Genomic DNA, 16,230 nt, shown 5'->3' with positions numbered 1-16,230 from the left:
GGGACCGGACCCGCGCCTCCTGCGCCTCGCGCACCGTCGGAGGCCCCTGGGACGTCGGAGGCCCGGACGTCGCTCAGCGAGTACGAGCGCACGGCGGTGTAACCGTCGTCGGCGGTCAGGCGCAGGTCGACGTGCTGGCCGGCTCGCGCGGGGCGGAGGCCGGGCACCGCGAGGGTCAGCGACCGGGCGCGCGGTGTCTGCGCGACCGACGACACGATCGTGGCGGGCAGCCAGGCGGACGGGCCACCCCCGGGGGCGGGCCCGGGGCCCCCGGGGCCCCCGCCGGCGCCGGCGACGGGCTCGCTCACGCGTACCGTTCTTCCTTCCACGGGTCGCCGTGCGGGTGGTAGCCCATGCTTTCCCAGAAGCCTCGACGATCGGTGGCCATGGTCTGGATGCCCTGCAGCCACTTCGCGCTCTTCCAGAAGTAGAGCCCGGGCACGAAGAGGCGCGCGGGCCCACCGTGCTCGGCGTGCAACGGCTGCCCCTCGTAGGTGTCGACCACCCAGGCTTTGCCCCCCAGCAACTCGCTGAGCGGCAGGTTGGTCGTGTACCCGCCGTGGCTGGTCGCCATCGCGAACTCGTGCGTCGTCTCGAGGCCGTCGAAGAGCGTGTCGAGCGAGACGCCCCGCCAGTGCGTGCCGAGCTTTGACCAGCTCGTGACGCAGTGGATGTCGGTCTCGATCGCCTCGTGCGGAAGCGCCTGGAAGTCGGCCCAGCTCAGCGAGCGCTGGCCGGTCTCGGTCGCGACCTGGAGCTCCCACCGCTTGATGTTCGGCGTGGGGCCGGCCGAGAGCACGGGGAACCCGCTCTCGAGGTACTGCCCCGGGGGCAGTCGCGGGTCGGCCGCGCGCCGCCTGCCGAAGCCGGTGAATCCTGCCATGGTGCGCCTCCTCGGGGTGGAGCGGGGTCGTTCGCGGGTGGGTCGTGCGCCCGTCAGCCTACGCACGACCCCCGACGTCGCGGGGCCCCGAGGCTGCGTCCGCGCTGGGAGAACGTCGACCCCGGCATGGGTGGAGGTCGTACGGTGGATGCAGGTCAATTCGAAAGGACCCCACATGGCTGAGTACACCCTGCCCGATCTGCCCTACGACTACTCCGCTCTGGCGCCGCACATCAGCGCGAAGATCATGGAGCTGCACCACTCCAAGCACCACAACACCTACGTCACCGGCGCGAACACGGCCAACGCCGCCCTCGCCGAGGCCCGCTCGACGGGTGACCTGGCGAACGTCAACAAGCTCGAGAAGGACCTCGCCTTCAACCTCGGCGGCCACGTCAACCACTCGATCTTCTGGACGAACCTGACCCCCGAGACCAGCGAGCCCACCGGCGACCTGCTCGAGGCCATCGGCCGCGACTTCGGCGACCTCGAGAAGTTCAAGGCCCACTTCACCGCCACCGCGCTCGGCGTGCAGGGCTCCGGTTGGTCGGTGCTCGCCTACGACGTGCTCGGCCAGCGCCTCAGCGTCTTCCAGCTCTTCGACCAGCAGGGCAACGTGCCGTTCGGCCTCGTCCCCCTGCTGATGCTCGACGTCTGGGAGCACGCCTATTACCTCGACTACCAGAACGTGCGCGCCGACTACGTCAAGGCCTTCTGGAACATCGTCGACTGGAACAACGTCGAGGCCCGTCTCGCCGCCGCGACGACCAAGACCGACGGTCTGATCACGCTCTAGTCGCTCTACCCGCACCACACAGACGGCGCGTCCCCACCCGGGGGCGCGCCGTCGCCGCATCCCCTCGGCCCGCGACGGCTCGTCCCCACCGCCGACGCGTTCGTCCTCAAGGATGAAAACCCCGCAGGAGGCGCGCGCGGCCCGACGACGACGCCTTACGGTCGTCGACATGGACACCATCCCCGACGACCTGCGCACCTGGGTGCCGCGTCTCGCGGCCCCCGTCGCCGCCGCGGTCTTCGTGCTGCTGTGGACGATCGCCGAGGCCGGCCGGGGGAACCTGGTCGAGAACGTCGTCCTCTTCGGCCTCTTCGGCCTCGCCGTCGGCCTCGCGGTCTGGATGCCGTGGACCTCGATCGGCCTGACGGTGGCCATCCCGGCCCTGCAGCTCGCCGGCTGGGTGCAGCCCCCGACGGACACCACGTGGCCCACGTACCTCGCCATCGCGTTCGTGGCCTTCTTCGCGGCCTTCGCCCGGTCGGTCGCCGTGCGGTTGGTCGCGTTGGCCGCCGCCGGCCTCGCCTCGGGGCTCGCCGCGATCGCGATGGCCGTCCCCACCCTCGCGCGGCCGTACGTCTGGTCGTCGTGGGTGGGCGGCGGCCAGGGCACGAAGACCGACGTGATCACCCTGGCGGCCTCGCTCTTCGGTGCCGCGGCCGCGGCCTGGGCGGTCGGCATCTTCCTGTCGAGCGTGCTGCGCGTGCGCCGCATCGGGCAGGTCCTCGAACGCACCGAGACGCGCTTCCACGAGACGGACTTCGAGCTGCGCCTCGCCCACGATCGTGCCCGCATCTCGCGGGACGTGCACGACGCCCTCGCCCACTCGCTCGCGGTGGTCGTGTCGCAGGCGCAGGGCGCCCTCGCCCTCTCGGCGACCCGTCCCGAGGTCGTCGAACAGGCGCTGCGCACGATCGCCGACGTCGGACGCACCTCGCTGGTCGACGTGCGACACCTGGTCGAGCGCATCCAGCAGGACGCCGACGACGCGACGCCCCGCGAGACCCTCGCCGACCTCGACCGGCTGGCGACCACGATGCGCGACGTCGGCATGACCGTCACCCTGCGGCACCTCGGCGACGCCGCCGAGCTGTTGCCCTCGCAAGAGCTCGCGGTCTTCCGCATCGTGCAGGAGAGCCTGACCAACGCACTCAAGCACTCGGGCTCGTCGAGCACGGTCGACGTCGCGCTCGACTGGCGCGGCCCCGGGCTCGCGCTGCTCGTGACGTCGTCGGGTGACGACCCGCTGGTCGCCGCCCGCCGCGGCACCGGCCGGGGCACCGGCATCGCCAGCATGACCGAACGTGCCCGGCTCGCCGGTGGCTGGCTGACGGCCGAGCTCGGCGACGACGGCGTCTTCGTCGTCACCGCGTTCCTGCCCACGCCCGAACCGATCGGACTCCTGCAGTCCTGGACGGAGCAACCCGCATGACCGACGTGACGACCGCGACGACGCGCACCGCGCCTCCTGCCCTCGTGAGGGTGGTCGTCGTCGACGACCAGCCGCTGTTCGCCTCGGGGCTGCAGATGCTGATCGAGGCGCAGTCCGACCTGGTCTGCGTGGGCACGGCCGTCGACGGGGCCGCCGGCGTCGCCCTGGTCGAGCGTGAGCGGCCCGACGTCGTGCTGATGGACCTCCGCATGCCCGTGATGAACGGCCTCGAAGCCACCACCCGGATCGTCGCGGCGGCCGGCACCGACCCCGACTCGACCCCGCGCGTCGTCGCCCTCACCACCATCCAGCGCGACGAGGCCGTGTTCAGCGCGTTGAAGGCCGGGGCCTACGCGTTCCTGACGAAGGACGCGACGCCGGACGAGGTGTTGACGACGATCCGCGCGGCGGCGGCCGGCGAGCCCGTGCCGACCACGGCCGCCGCACTCGACGTCGTGCACGCGTTCGCCGTGCCGACACCGTCGCCGAAGCGGCGGACCGAGCCGCTCGAGGTGCTGTCGCCCCGCGAGCGCGAGATCTTCCTGCTCGTGGCGCGGGGCCTGAGCAACGCCGAGATCGCCGAGAGCGCGTGGCTGAGCGAGGCGACGGTCAAGAGCCACGTCCGGGCGGTTCTGCAGAAGCTCGGCATGCGCAACCGGGTCCAGATCGTCGTCTTCGCCTACGAGAACGACCTGGTGGGACCGGCCCGCGACGACGAGGGGGGCACGCGATGACCGACGAGAAGAGCGTTCCGCCCGGCAAAGTTGCGCCTGGCAGCCTTCCGCCCGGCAGCGTCTCGCCTCGACAGCGACGCGCGAAACGGGTGACGCTCGCCGCCGTGGTCGCGGTGGTCGCCGGCGTCGTCGCCTACGGCATCCCCGCCAACGCCGCCTACGCCCTGCCCGACCTGCCCGAGAAGGACGTCGACGCGTGGACGATGCCGCTTGACCGGTACGTGCCCGTCGGCGAGACCTCGTCGGCCTACGCGTTGCTCCTCGTGGCCCAGCAGTGCATGGTGGGGGCGGGCTACGACGACTACGTGGGGCCCTGGCGGGACGTGGCGGCGGGCGACCGGGCGGGCGGGCTGTCGACGAACGGTTCGCTCCGCCTGCGGGCCTTCGACCTGGCGACGGCCGAGACCCGGGGCTACCACGCCGCCTCGGTGATCGACGCGGGGGCCGCGGCCTGGTCGGAGTTCTCGGCGCAGCCCTGGACCACCGGCAGATCCGACCGGTTCGACACCTGCATCCAGCGCGCCCGCGAGACCGTGCCGCCCATGGACGACTACTACAACCGGACCGAGTCGCTCGTGCGCCTCAACAACGCGGCGTTCGACGGGGCTCGCGACGACCCCACGGTGACCGCGACCTGGGACGACTGGCGCGGGTGCATGCAGGACGCCCGGGTCGGCGACGTGGCCTCCGACCCGTCGGGCATGCCGACCCGCGAGATGGCCGACCGGTTCGAGACGCTCGACTCGAGCACGTCGCCGACCGCCGACGAGATCGAGATCGCGACGGCCGACGCCCGCTGCCGCGAGTCCTCCGGCTACCGCGACGCCCTCTACGAGGCCGAGTGGCAGCGGCAACTCACCGTGCCCCATGGCGACGGTCAGCTCCTGGCCCAGATCGACACCGCGGCCCTCGCGGCCGACAACGCCACGATCCTGCAGGTGCTGACGGAGCTCACCCCACCGCGGCCGTCGTCCTGACCGGCCCCCTCCTTGAGGGGACTGGAAAACCGGTCGGTCAGTATCTAATCTGGATGCACAGAGGACACGTCGGGGGACGGGGGCACGACCGACGGCCTGATCAGCGGGGGCAACGAGCTGGTCAGGCCTTCGCGCCCGGGGGCCACGACGGTGGGCAGCACGAACGCCCACATGTCGCGCAGCCGGTCGAAGAGGTCGGCTCGGCCGGTCAGGGCCTGCGACACGATGTGCACGCCGGCGTACGACCCGACGACGAACCGGGCGACGCTCTCGACGTCGGTGTCGTCACGGAAGTCCCCGTCGGCGACCGCCCGCTCGACGAGCCCCGAGATCTGGGCCTGCCAGTCGAGGTACGGGTGCTCGACCCGGAGATCGCGGCTCGGCGACTGGGTGGTCAGGCGGATGCCCGCCGTCACGAGCACCTCGGTGGTCAGCTGCGTCGCGAGCGACGCGCACGAGAGCATCAGCGCCTCGGCACCACTGCCCGCCGTCTCGGACACCCGGTCGGCGTAAGCCCGCGAGAGGGCGTGCTGCTCGGCGATGACCGCGTTCGCGAGGTCGGCCTTGGAGCGGAAGTGGAAGTAGAGCGCACCCTTGGTTACCGTGGCGGTCTCGGCGACGAGGTCGAGCGAGGCGTCGCTGTAGCCGTGCTCGTCGAAGACGACGGCGGCCCCTCGGATGATGGCGGCGCGGGTCGCCTGGGCGCGTTTCTGCTGGGGCATCGGGTGGGTCTCTCCTGCGGGTCGACACGGCGCCCTGCGAGGCACCGCACGGCCGTCCCCCGTCGACCGCTGCACACGTTACCGGGGCGACCTGCACCCTCCGACAGCTGCCGGGGTACGCGTGGCGAAGCGTTTCGGGGTACGACCGACTGGTCTGCCTGCCGCTCGTGACGTCGCGGACCGCGCATGGTCACGGCGCGCTAGCGTGCGGGCATGACGCTCAGCCTCGTGCCCATGCCCACCTCCCGCCTCGTGCCCTGGATGCGGCGCTCGACCGCCGAGTACGAGAAGTCCCGCGTGCTCGCCGGTGAGACCCCCGAGCAGGCGGCCGAGGCTGCCCGACGCTCGTTCGGCGAGGCCTTCCCCGACGGGGCACCGGCCGAGGGGCACCTCGTCTACGACGTCATCGACGACGCCCGACCGGGTGAGCCCGTCGGCATCCTCTGGATCGCACCCCGCGTGCCCGGCTCGTCGGACTGGTGGGTCTTCGACGTCGAGATCGACGAGGCCCACCGCGGCGCCGGACTCGGCCGGGCGACGATGCTCCTCGCCGAGCAGGCCGCCGCCCGTCACGGCGCCGAGACCCTCGGTCTGAACGTGTTCGGCTACAACGAGGTCGCCCGGCACCTCTACGAGTCGCTCGGCTACGAGACGACCGCCGTGCAGATGAAGAAGCCCGTCACCGCCTGAGGGGCGACCCGGGAGGCGCGGTGCCGGTCTCGGGGACGGGCACCGGCTCGGGCGAGGCGACCCGCGCCTCCTCGGGGTCGCCGTCCCGGGCGCGGGCCCTCGGCACGCGGCTGGCGTAGAGCACACCGCCGACCACCGCGACGCCGGCGACGAGCTCGACCAGGTCGGGCACCTCGCCGAACGCCAGCCACGAGGCCAGCACGCCGACCACGGGCACCAGCATCGAGAACGGCGCGACGGTCGCCGAGGGGTAGACCGAGAGCAGGCGCGTCCAGATGCCGTAGCCGACGACCGAGGCGATCAGCACGAGGTAGAGCAGGCAGAGCACCGACGGCAGCGCCTCGAGGGTGAAGACCGAGCCGAGGCTCTCACCGATGCGCGCGGGGCCCTCGACGACGAACGACAGGGCGAGCATCGGCACCGGCGCGACGATCGACATCCACAGCGTCAGGTGCATCGGGTTCGGCGGGGCGGCCCGCCGAACGGCCACGTTGCCGATCGCCCAGCCGAGCGCGCCGCACAGCGTCAACACGACAGGCAGAAGCGCCGCGACCTGCGACCGGTGACCGGCGATGACGACGAGCCCCACGACGGCGATGCCGATGCCGATCGCCTGCCGGCGGGTGATGCGCTCCCGCAGCCAGAAGCCGGCGATCACGACGGTGAACGGGGCCGAGGCCTGCAGCACGAGCGAGGCGAGACCCGAGGGCATGCCGGCCGCGATGCCGAGGTAGAGGAACGCGAACTGCAGCATGCCGAGCGTCGCCCCCACCAGCAGGAGGCGCGACCACGGGATCGCCGGACGCGGCACCAACAACACGGTCGGCACCGCCAGCAACGTGAAGCGCAGCGCCACGAGCAGGAACGGCGGGAAGTGTTCGAGGGCGATCGCCGTCACAGGGAAGTTGATGCCCCAGCAGACGGCGACGACGAGGGCGAGGAGGCGGTCGCGGACGGTCACCGGTCCATCGTGGCGTGCTAGACCGTTCAGGACCAGCGCAGATTGCTGCGAGGTCTTTGTAGGCTGCCTTCATGGATCTCGCCCACCTCGACCTGCTGCGAGAACTCGCCGACCGCGGCAGCGTCACCGCCGTCGCGGCCGCGACGCACCGGTCGCCCAGCGCCGTGTCGCAGCAGCTGAAGACGCTGCAGCGCCAGCTCGGGGTCGAGCTCGTCCGTCGCGCCGGCCGGGGCGTCGTGCTGACCGACGAGGGCTACGCACTGGCCCGAGCATCGATCGGCGTCGCGACCGCGGTCGCCGAGGCCGAGGCGGCGTTCGACGCCGTCCGCGGGGGCACGGGCGGTGTGGTGCGGGTGTCGTTGTTCCCGTCGGCGGCCGAGCTGCTGCTGCCCGGGCTGCTGCACCGCATGCGGTCGCACCCGGGCATCGAGCTCGACGTGGCCGACCGCGACGTCTCCGAGGACGAATTCGCACCCCTGACGGCCGATTTCGACGTGGTGCTCGCCCACCGTTCCGACGGCGTGCTGCCGCCTGGCCGGCGGACGACGACCGTCGTGTCCCTGCTGCGCGAACCGCTCGAGATCGCTCTGCCCCCCGGTCACCGGCTGTCCGACCGTGGACGCGTGGCCGTCGACGACGTCATCCGTGAGCCGTGGATCGGCGTGCCCGAGGGCTACCCGATCGACCGCGTGCTGGTGTCGATGGCCCTGCAGTCGGGCGTGGCACCCGAGGTCGTCCACCGCACGGTGCACCTGCCGCTGATCGAGAACCTCGTCGCCGCCGGCCACGGGGTGGCACTCGTGCCCCGCCACACGTCGGCCTCGCGGGCTCCCGGCCGGTTCCACCTGGCGACGCTCGAGAACGTGCGGGCCGGACGGCACCTCGAGGCGCTGATGCGACCCGATCGCGCGGCCCGACCGGCCGTCCGCACCGTGGTCGACGAGATCCGGGCCGAAGCCGCGTCGATGCAGGTGTGATCCTTCGCCGCACGCCTTGTGGCGCGAACCTCCCGAACGTACAATTTCCTGTACTCAGGAGACACGATGAAGACACTCACCTATTCCGAATCGCGGGCGAACTACGCGGCGACGCTCGACGCGGTCATCGACGATCGCGAAGAGGTCGTCATCACCCGTGCCGGCCACGACCCCGTCGTGCTCGTCGCCCTCGACGACTACGAGTCGCTGAAGGAGGCGGCCTACTTGTTGCGCAGCCCGGCCAACGCGCGGCGCCTGCTCGGCGCGATCGAGCGTCTGAGCGAGGGCGGCGGGAGCGAGCGAGAACTGCACGGATGAGGATCGTCTTCGACGACGACGCCTGGGACGACTACGTGTACTGGCACACGCAGGACCGGAAGGTGCTGAAACGCATCAACACCCTGATCCGCGACATCGAACGCCACGGGAACGAAGGCATCGGCAAGCCCGAGGCCCTCAAGCACGGATTCCACGGCTTCTGGTCTCGACGCGTCACCGACGAACACAGACTCGTCTACAAGGTGACCGAGACGGACGTCCTGATCGCGCAGTGCCGCTACCACTACTCGAGCTGAGCTCGGACCGTCAGCGCACGCCCTTCGACGCCAGGAAGACCACGGGGTCGGTCGCGACGCCGCCCTGCCGCACCTCGAGGTGCAGGTGGCAACCGGTCGAGCCGCCCGAGGTGCCGACGCCGGCGATGTTCTGGCCGGCCTGGACCTGCTGGCCGACCGAGACGTAGATGCCGTTCCGCTCCATGTGGGCGTAGGCGCTGCTGACCCCGCCGCCGTGGTCCACGACGATCAGGTTGCCGTAACCGCTCGACGGCCCGGCGTAGCTGACACGGCCGGCCGAGACCGAGTAGATCGGCGTGCCGCAGGCCGCACCGAAGTCGGCGCCCGCGTGCAGCTTGTACTCGCCCGTGATCGGGTGGATGCGGTAGCCGTAGGCCTGGTACGAGCTGTACGAGCGGATGGCTGCGACCCACCCGGTGCCCGGGTCGGGCACCGTGACGCCCGGGCCCGGGCCGCCCGTGCCGGGAACCACGGGACCGGTGCCGCCACCAGCGGCCGGGGCGGGGCGGGCCGCCGCGGCAGCGGCGGCCGCAGCAGCCGCCTGCGCCTGGGCGTAGGCCTGCTCGAGCGTCATGCGGTCGTCCTCGAGCAGGGCGACCTGCGCGGCGAGGGTGGCCTTCTCGTCGTCGACGGCGGCCAGGTCGGCCTCGGCCGTCACGCTGGCCGCGGCCGCGTCGTCGAGGGCGGCCTGGGCGTCGGCCGCGAGCCGGTCGCGCTCGGCGAGCGCCACGGCGGCCTGGTCGGCCAACGAGGTCGCGAGGTTATCGGCGGTCTGGGCCCGTTCACCCAGCCGCCCGACGTTCTCGCCGAGCTTGCTCGACAGGCTCAGACCCTTGAGCACCTCTTGCGCGCCGTCGCCGGACGCGAGCAGGTCGCCCACCATGCCCCCGCTGCCGGGGCGCGCCATCAGCGCGGCGGCCTGGCCGACGACCCGTCGTGCGGAGTCGGCGGTCTCGCGGGCCTCGGCCCGACGCGTCTCGAGCTGTTCGTGCCGGGCCGTGGCCTCGTCGACAGCTGCCTGGGCCTCGCCCAGCACCCGCCCGGCCTCGTCGGCCGAGGTGCGGGCGGCCTCGGCGCGGGCCGACGCGGCGTCGAGCGCCGTCTGCAGGTCGGCCAGCGCCTTCTTCTTGGCGGACTCGTCGTCGCGGGCGGCGAGGACGGCCTGCCAGGTGGGGGCCGCAGCGCTCGCTCGATCGGGGACGACCAAGGTGGCGAACAACGCCAGCGCCAGCACGACGGCTGCTGCCGACGTCCGTCGGCGGAGGGGGCTCGAGGCGGAAAGGGGGCGGACGGAGTGGTGCATGGCTCTCTGTCTGTCTGATGCGCACGACCCGTCCGGTGAGGCCCGGGGGTGCGCTGCGGTGCAGGGGCGTCCGCGCTCGGGCCTCGCGGACCACCCACCCTACCGAGTGGGCCGGGTCGGAATCAGCGCCATCACCCGGCACCGCGCCTCCTCGGGGTGGCCGACGCCCTGTGGAGGAGACGTCGACGTGGCGGCGGCCCCGGCACCCACGAGGTACGGCTGTGTCCCCCTTTCGGCCCCTGTGCGCGGGGGTGCATCCGTGGTCGACTGTCCCTTCCCCCACCGTCGGGGCAGCACCCCCGACTGCGCCGAGAGAGGCGTAGATGGCATCGTCCCGACCGGCCCGCACCACCCTCGGCCTGCTCGCCGCGGCCGCCGTCGTCCTCCTGACCGCCTGCTCGTCGGGCGACACCACCCGACCGAGGCCGTCCGACGGGTCGGCGACTCCGAGCCCGACCCCGACGTCGCAGGCGACCCGGGTGACGCCCGAGACGATCCGCACGGCTCCGTCCGGCACGGTCTTCCACGGCGGCATCGCGCTCGAACCGAACTCGCTGGCGGTGCGGGCCGAGGCGACGCTCAGCGCCGACGGCGAGACGGACGCCGCCCGGGCCGCGGCTCTGATCGCGAAGCGTCCCGTCGCGATGTGGATCGGCGACGGCTACGACGACGCCCAGCTCGTGAGGGTGATCACGGACTACCTCGCCGCCGCCGAGGAGCAGGGTGCGACGCCCGTGTTCGTGACGTACGCGATCCCCGACCGGGACTGCGGCAACTACTCGGCCGGCGGCCTATCCGTCGAGCGCTACCCCGCCTGGAACGCGACCGTCGCAGCCACCCTCGCCGGCCACCGGGCCGTCGTCATCGTCGAGCCCGACTCGCTCGGGATGCTGAGCCGGTGTCCGCAGCTGGCCGACACGCGCCTCCCGTTGCTGAAGCAGGCGGTCGCCGACTTCGCGGCGGCCGGCGTGCCCGCCTACCTCGACGGCGGCAACTCGCACTGGGTGGAGCCCGAGGTGATGGCCGAGCGCCTCGAGGCGGCGGGCGTCGACCAGGCCCGCGGCTTCTTCACCAACGTCGCGGGCTTCTACCCCGTGGGCGACGAACAGCCCTACGCCGAGGAGGTCGCCGCGATGACGGGCGGCAGCCGCTACGTGATCGACGTGTCACGCAACGGCCGCGGCTGGAAGGGGACCTGGTGCAACCCCGAGGACGTCGGCCTCGGCCAGGACCCCCGCGTGGTGTCCGACGACGGCCGCCTCGACGCCCTGCTCTGGGTCAAGACGCCGGGCATCAGCGACGGCACCTGCAACGACGGACCCCCGGCCGGCGAGTGGTACCCGTCGTACGCCGAGATGCTCGTCGACCGCCGCCCCGAGTGGGCCCGCAGCTGACCCGCGACGCCTAGCGCAGGCGGGCGCGCAGCAGCTCGAGGAACTCGTCGGCCATCGCGAGCTGACGCTCGAGCTTCGCCCGCCGCTCGACGGTCTCGTCGACGAACGCCGCCAAGGAGGCGCGGGTCGCCTGGACGTGCCCGTCACCCTCGTCGCCCGGCTCGCCCTCACCCGCAGCCCCGGCGTCGCCCGCCCCGGCCGCGTCGCCCGCCCCGCGGTCGAGCGCGTCGACGACCCGCAGCAGCTCGGCCATCTCGTCGAGGCTGAACCCCAGCGGCTTCATGCGCCGGATCACCATGAGTCGCAGGTAGTCGTCGTGCGTGTAGAGCCGGAACCCGCCCTCGCTGCGGCCCGACGGCGTCAGCAGACCGACCTCGTCGTAGTGGCGGATCGTGCGCAGCGACATCTCGGTGCGGTCGGCGAGCTCGCCGATCTGCATCGTGGCGGTCTCGTCGGGCATGAGGTCTCGTTTCATCTCTACCCTCACGTAAGGGTAGGGTTGCATCGTACGGCAGTGTCGCCGGCTCCCCCATTCTTCCCCACACCCCCAGGAGTCCTCCGTGACCACTGCCCCAGACGCCGACCGCGCGCGCCCTGAGCCCGCCGCGCGGTCGGTCCGCCCCGCCCGCCCCGCCGACACGGTGCTGTCGGTGTTGCGCAACCCGCGCCTCCTGACCCGCGAGGCCCTGGCCGGCGTCGTCACGACGCTCGCCCTCGTGCCCGAGGTCATCTCGTTCTCGGTGATCGCCGGGGTCGACCCGATGGTCAGTCTCGTCGCGTCGATCGTGCTGGCGCTCGTCATGTCGGTGCTCGGCGGCCGCCCGGCCATGGTCACCGCCGCCGCGGGGTCGGTCGCTCTCGTGATCGCACCGCTGGTGCGCGAGCACGGCACCGACTACGTGCTGCCGACGGTCGTCCTGGCCGGGCTCGTGCAGCTCGCGTTCGGGCTGGCCGGTCTCGCCCGGCTGATGCGGTTCATCCCCCGCTCGGTCATGATCGGCTTCGTCAACGCGCTCGGCGTGCTGATCTTCGTGGCGCAGGTGCCGCACATCATCGACCAGCCGTGGGTCGTGTACCCGCTGTTCGCCCTGACCATCGCGATCGTCGTGCTGTTGCCGAAGGTGACGAAGGCCGTACCGGCGCCGCTGGTCGCCATCGTCGTCGTGACGGTCATCGCCGTGGCCGCCCGCCTCGACGTGCACACCGTCGGCGACGAGGGACCGATGGGCGGCGGCCTGCCCGGCCTGACCCCGTGGCTCGCCCCGTTCACGCTCGAGACGCTGCAGATCATCTGGCCCACCGCCCTCAGCGTCGCCTTCGTCGGCCTGATGGAGACCCTGCTGACCGCCAAGCTCGTCGACGACCTCACCGAGACCCCGTCGCACAAGGGCAAGGAGTCCTGGGCACTCGGCGTCGCGAACATCGCGGCCGGCTTCTACGGCGGCATCGCCGGCTGCGCCATGATCGGCCAGACGGTCGTCAACGTGAAGATCGGACGGGCCCGCACCCGGGTGTCGACGATCGCGGCCGGGCTCTTCCTGCTGCTCCTCGTCACCGGGCTGAGCGCCGTGATGTCGGCGATCCCGATGGTCGCGCTGGCGGCGGTCATGATGATCGTCGCGATCACCACGGTCGACTGGCACTCGCTGAAGCCGTCGACCCTGCGGCGCATGCCGGTGCCCGAGACACTGGTCATGGTGGTCACGGTGGCCGTGGTCGTCGCCACGAACAACCTCGCCCTCGGCGTCGCGGTCGGCGTGCTGCTCGCGATGGTGCTGTTCGCCCGTCGGGTGGCCCACGTCATCACGGTCGAGCGGCACGTGACGCCGGGCGCCGTGGCCGGCAGCGGCGCCCTCGACGAGACCTCGGACGTCTCCGACACCTCGGACGCCTCGAACGCCTCGAACGCAGGAGGCGCGGGTGCGGTCGCCGGGTCCCCGGCCCCCGCGACGGTGCGGTACGACGTCGTCGGCCCCCTCTTCTTCGGCAGCAGCAACGACCTCGTCGAGCACTTCTCGTACGGGGACGACCCCGAGGCGGTCACCGTCGACCTGTCCCGCGCCCAGGTGTGGGACGCGTCGAGCGTCGCCGCCCTCGACTCGGTCGACGAGAAGTTCCGGGCGCACGGCGTGACGGCGACGTTCGTCGGGCTGGACGATCGCAGCGAGGCGTTCCACGGCCGCCTCACCGGCCGCCTCGGGTAGCGCGTCGTCCCGGAGGCGCGACCCGCGCCTCCCGGTCCTGCCGCCCGGCCCTGCCGCCCGACCCCCGCCCCTCCCGGTGTGCAAATCGCGACAAGTGCGGCCGGACGGACGGCCCTGGACGAACATGAGCGGCGCGTCGCCGACGGGTTGTCGGGTTCGGTACGCGGGATCGTGCCTCGCCGGTCGCGAATTGCACACGCGGCACGGTGAGGACGGGCCCGGGGCGGAGCGGGCGGACGGTGGAGCCGCCGATGCGCAGGTCGCGCCAGGACGAAGCCCCGGGCGGCACGCGTCACCTCAGGCGGACCACCGAGCACCGGAGGCGCGGGTCGCCACCCCAGGACGACACCCGGAGGCGCGGATCACCATCACAGGATGACCACACCACGGAGTGCAGGTCACCATCCGACGACGACACCACGGAGGGGCGGGTCGTCAGCTCAGGGCGCGCGGCGTCCCGACACGGTCGAACCCCGGGGGCCCGGCTCAGCCGTCGATGCGGACGAAGTGGTGCGCCTGGTTCCAGATCGGGCGGACGTCCACGAAGCCGCCGGGCTTCGGGGCGTCGAGGATCATGCCGTTGCCGGCGTAGATGCCGTCGTGGGCCAGGTTGTCGAACACGACGAGGTCGCCGGGCACCGCCTCGGACTCGGTGATCGTGCGCCCCTCGGTGTTCTGCGTCGGCACGTAGTGGGTCAGCTTGATGCCGAACTGCGCGTAGACGAAGGTGATCAGGCCCGAGCAGTCGAACTTCGAGGGGTCTTCGCCGCCGTGCACGTACGGCGTGCCGATGTACTGCAGCGCCACGGCGAGCACCTGGTCGCGGTCGAGTTCGGGGTAGAGCGGGTTCGCGAGGTAGTCGGCCGTGGTCGGCCCCTCGTAGGTCGTGTTCGCCGCGGCCCTGCGGTTCTGCAGGTTCTGCGTCACGACGTCGATCATCGACGTGGCCGAGTAGGCGTCGCGGGCGGTCTCGTCGGACTCGTCGGTCAGCGACGCCGTGTCGACCGACAGCGTCTGCGAACCGAGCGACGATCGCGCCGACGCACCCGCGGCGACGGCCTGGGCCTCGTCGCCGGTGGTCGCGAGCAGGGGCAGCACACCACTGGCGGCGAAACCGACGATGGCGGTGACGATGGAGAGCTTCTTCACGGCGGTGCCGACGCTGCGCGCCGCACCAGCACGACCGGCGGCACCGGCACGTCCGGCGGCACCACGGGTCGGCGACGCGGGACGAGCGGCCACGACCGCGGCACGGCGAGCGCGACGCGAGGGGCGGGCAGACGCAGGGCGAGCGGCAGCCGAGGAGGCGGGGGCGGTGACATCAGGACGAGCGGCCTCGGTCGCGGCGGACTCCTCGAGGCCGAGCAGCGGGCCGGTCTGGACCGGAGCGTCGGCGCGGCGGGGCCGGACGCGCGGGGCGGCCGCGGCCTCGGCGGCACCGGCGAGGGCGGCGCACCGACGGAGGGCCCGCGGCGCGGGGTCGGGAGCACGTCGCGACGGGCGCGGCGTTCGCGACGCTCGAGGGCCAGGCGGGCCGAACGCTCACCTAGCGGACGAGCCCCGTCGTGACCAGCGGGGTTCTGACCAGCGCGGTCGTGACCAGCACTTTCGATGTGACCAGCTGTCGCGCCACCCTGATCCGGAGAGGTCGGGGAGGCGGGCTTCGTCACGCGTGCGGTCCTCTCGGCTGGGGGTGGTGCGAACACTCGACCCTAGCGCGCATCATCCTCGAGGTGTAGTTGTCGTCGGAAAAAGGTCACGAATCGATCACGAGATCATTCGGGTGATCGCTCGTCGGGGGAGTCCGGGTCACCCGACCCGGACGAGGGGCCAGGCACTCCGCGACGCCGCTTGAGTTCGCGCCGCAGCGCCCGCCGCTCGCGCCAGCCCGGGGGCGGGGGCGGCACGGCGGCGGCCTCGGCGGCCCGACGCGCCTGACGCCGCTCGTGCCAGAGCAGCACCTCGCCGTCGACGTCCCGCGTGGGCGTCACGACCGGCGGGCCCCCGGACAGCTGGCGCCGGGCCTCGACGATGCGCGCGTTGAAGTCGTCGAGGTGCGACCGTACGGCAGCCTCGGAGTGCAACCGGGCGAGCGCGGCGTGCGGGCCGGTGCTCGCGGCCCGCAACGACAGGGCCGGAGGCGCGAGCCCGGTGAGCCCCTCGCGCTCGATCAGGCCGCGCAACCACCAGGCGGGGTCGACCGTGCCCGCGGACAGGCCGGGCAGCGGCTTGCCGGCGAGCGGCAGGTCGTCGAACTCGCCGCGGGCGATCGCCAGGTCGATGGCGGTGCGGGCCCAGGCCCGCATCTCGGCCGCCGTGCGGGTGTCGCGGGGCGCGTCGTCGCTCGGCACGTCGCCGTCGACCCGGTAACGGGCCGCGTCGACGCGGTGGTCGCGACCCTGCGGTCGTCGTTCGGGTTCTCGGTCCATGCGCCGCGCCTCCTGCGCTCGTCGTCGGACGACCGGCGGTGTCCGACCGTCGTCCCTGCTCGTCCGTGCTCTGCTCGTCCGTGCTCCACGGGTTCGTGGCGTCGAGGGTACGCCGCACCACCGACGGTGGCCGGGCCTACCCTGGAGGCCCCGCCC

The 16,230-nt window shown here is 72.6% G+C and carries 18 protein-coding genes; 10 read left to right on the top strand and 8 right to left on the bottom strand.

What is annotated here, in order from left to right; translation table 11 throughout:
• Positions 1 to 304 precede the first annotated feature (304 nt).
• Positions 305 to 883, bottom strand: a complete 579-nt coding sequence (locus AEQ27_RS01415; RefSeq protein ID WP_054145060.1) for a molybdopterin-dependent oxidoreductase — start codon at positions 881 to 883, stop codon at positions 305 to 307.
• Positions 884 to 1,058: 175 nt separating this feature from the next.
• On the opposite strand from AEQ27_RS01415, the gene AEQ27_RS01410 reads away from it, so the two are divergent.
• From AEQ27_RS01410 to AEQ27_RS01395, 4 genes are all read left to right on the top strand, one after another.
• The gene (locus AEQ27_RS01410; protein ID WP_054145059.1) at positions 1,059 to 1,679 is read left to right on the top strand and encodes a superoxide dismutase; all 621 of its coding nucleotides are present in this window, start codon (positions 1,059 to 1,061) and stop codon (positions 1,677 to 1,679) included.
• Positions 1,680 to 1,848: 169 nt separating this feature from the next.
• Positions 1,849 to 3,108 carry a sensor histidine kinase gene (locus tag AEQ27_RS01405; RefSeq protein WP_054145058.1) on the top strand — a complete coding sequence of 420 codons (1,260 nt, stop codon included), beginning with the start codon at positions 1,849 to 1,851 and terminating at the stop codon, positions 3,106 to 3,108.
• Complete coding sequence (locus AEQ27_RS01400) at positions 3,105 to 3,842, top strand: response regulator transcription factor (protein WP_054145057.1); 738 nt, start codon at positions 3,105 to 3,107, stop codon at positions 3,840 to 3,842. The genes AEQ27_RS01405 and AEQ27_RS01400 overlap by 4 nt, the downstream gene beginning before the upstream one ends.
• Positions 3,843 to 3,931: 89 nt before the next feature.
• Positions 3,932 to 4,819, top strand: coding sequence for a hypothetical protein (locus tag AEQ27_RS01395; protein WP_054145056.1), 888 nt, complete (start codon positions 3,932 to 3,934; stop codon positions 4,817 to 4,819).
• A 44-nt stretch (positions 4,820 to 4,863) separates the two neighbouring features.
• On the opposite strand, the gene AEQ27_RS01390 is transcribed toward AEQ27_RS01395, so the two are convergent.
• On the bottom strand, positions 4,864 to 5,541 hold the full coding sequence (locus AEQ27_RS01390) for a ScbR family autoregulator-binding transcription factor (protein ID WP_054145055.1): 678 nt from the start codon (positions 5,539 to 5,541) through the stop codon (positions 4,864 to 4,866).
• Positions 5,542 to 5,754: 213 nt separating this feature from the next.
• Here AEQ27_RS01390 and AEQ27_RS01385 point away from each other — a divergent pair, with 213 nt between their 5' ends.
• Positions 5,755 to 6,231, top strand: a complete 477-nt coding sequence (locus tag AEQ27_RS01385; protein ID WP_054145054.1) for an N-acetyltransferase — start codon at positions 5,755 to 5,757, stop codon at positions 6,229 to 6,231.
• Here AEQ27_RS01385 and AEQ27_RS01380 read toward each other — a convergent pair.
• Positions 6,221 to 7,192: an EamA family transporter gene (locus AEQ27_RS01380; protein ID WP_054145053.1), complete on the bottom strand. Its 972-nt coding sequence runs from the start codon at positions 7,190 to 7,192 to the stop codon at positions 6,221 to 6,223. The two genes, AEQ27_RS01385 and AEQ27_RS01380, sit on opposite strands and share 11 nt — an antisense overlap.
• 71 nt (positions 7,193 to 7,263) lie before the next feature.
• Between AEQ27_RS01380 and AEQ27_RS01375 the strand changes: the two genes are divergently transcribed.
• The 3 genes from AEQ27_RS01375 to AEQ27_RS01365 all read left to right on the top strand — a co-directional run bounded on the left by AEQ27_RS01375 (position 7,264) and on the right by AEQ27_RS01365 (position 8,744).
• Positions 7,264 to 8,169 (top strand): LysR family transcriptional regulator, encoded by a 906-nt coding sequence (locus AEQ27_RS01375; RefSeq protein WP_054145052.1) that lies wholly within the window; start codon positions 7,264 to 7,266, stop codon positions 8,167 to 8,169.
• Positions 8,170 to 8,235: 66 nt separating this feature from the next.
• Positions 8,236 to 8,487: a type II toxin-antitoxin system Phd/YefM family antitoxin gene (locus AEQ27_RS01370; protein ID WP_054145051.1), complete on the top strand. Its 252-nt coding sequence runs from the start codon at positions 8,236 to 8,238 to the stop codon at positions 8,485 to 8,487.
• Positions 8,484 to 8,744, top strand: coding sequence for a Txe/YoeB family addiction module toxin (locus tag AEQ27_RS01365; protein WP_054145050.1), 261 nt, complete (start codon positions 8,484 to 8,486; stop codon positions 8,742 to 8,744). Before AEQ27_RS01370 ends, AEQ27_RS01365 begins: the two co-directional genes overlap by 4 nt.
• 10 nt (positions 8,745 to 8,754) lie before the next feature.
• Here AEQ27_RS01365 and AEQ27_RS01360 read toward each other — a convergent pair whose 3' ends face one another.
• Positions 8,755 to 10,047: a M23 family metallopeptidase gene (locus tag AEQ27_RS01360; protein WP_152970079.1), complete on the bottom strand. Its 1,293-nt coding sequence runs from the start codon at positions 10,045 to 10,047 to the stop codon at positions 8,755 to 8,757.
• Between the two features lie 323 nt (positions 10,048 to 10,370).
• Here AEQ27_RS01360 and AEQ27_RS01355 point away from each other — a divergent pair, with 323 nt between their 5' ends.
• A complete protein-coding gene (locus AEQ27_RS01355) occupies positions 10,371 to 11,441 on the top strand; it encodes a glycoside hydrolase family 6 protein (RefSeq protein WP_054145048.1) in 1,071 nt (356 codons plus the stop codon).
• A 10-nt stretch (positions 11,442 to 11,451) separates the two neighbouring features.
• On the opposite strand, the gene AEQ27_RS01350 is transcribed toward AEQ27_RS01355, so the two are convergent.
• Positions 11,452 to 11,901, bottom strand: coding sequence for a MerR family transcriptional regulator (locus AEQ27_RS01350; RefSeq protein ID WP_235450939.1), 450 nt, complete (start codon positions 11,899 to 11,901; stop codon positions 11,452 to 11,454).
• Positions 11,902 to 12,001: 100 nt separating this feature from the next.
• Between AEQ27_RS01350 and AEQ27_RS01345 the strand changes: the two genes are divergently transcribed.
• Positions 12,002 to 13,645, top strand: coding sequence for a SulP family inorganic anion transporter (locus tag AEQ27_RS01345; protein WP_054145046.1), 1,644 nt, complete (start codon positions 12,002 to 12,004; stop codon positions 13,643 to 13,645).
• Between the two features lie 486 nt (positions 13,646 to 14,131).
• Here the strand turns inward: AEQ27_RS01345 and AEQ27_RS01340 are convergent, their stop codons facing one another.
• The 3 genes from AEQ27_RS01340 to AEQ27_RS01335 form a co-directional block, all read right to left on the bottom strand.
• The gene (locus AEQ27_RS01340; protein ID WP_152970078.1) at positions 14,132 to 14,794 is read right to left on the bottom strand and encodes a C40 family peptidase; all 663 of its coding nucleotides are present in this window, start codon (positions 14,792 to 14,794) and stop codon (positions 14,132 to 14,134) included.
• Positions 14,791 to 14,967, bottom strand: coding sequence for a hypothetical protein (locus AEQ27_RS17590; RefSeq protein ID WP_161805433.1), 177 nt, complete (start codon positions 14,965 to 14,967; stop codon positions 14,791 to 14,793). Before AEQ27_RS17590 ends, AEQ27_RS01340 begins: the two co-directional genes overlap by 4 nt.
• A 453-nt stretch (positions 14,968 to 15,420) precedes the next feature.
• Positions 15,421 to 16,074: a DUF1992 domain-containing protein gene (locus AEQ27_RS01335; RefSeq protein ID WP_082383139.1), complete on the bottom strand. Its 654-nt coding sequence runs from the start codon at positions 16,072 to 16,074 to the stop codon at positions 15,421 to 15,423.
• Between the last annotated feature and the right edge of the window lie 156 nt (positions 16,075 to 16,230).

Source organism: Frigoribacterium sp. RIT-PI-h (assembly GCF_001297205.1).
In the GTDB taxonomy this organism is placed as follows: Bacteria; Actinomycetota; Actinomycetes; order Actinomycetales; family Microbacteriaceae; genus Frigoribacterium.
The sequence above is the reverse complement of the archived record's forward strand: the minus strand, read 5'-3'. Positions and strand labels throughout refer to the sequence as shown.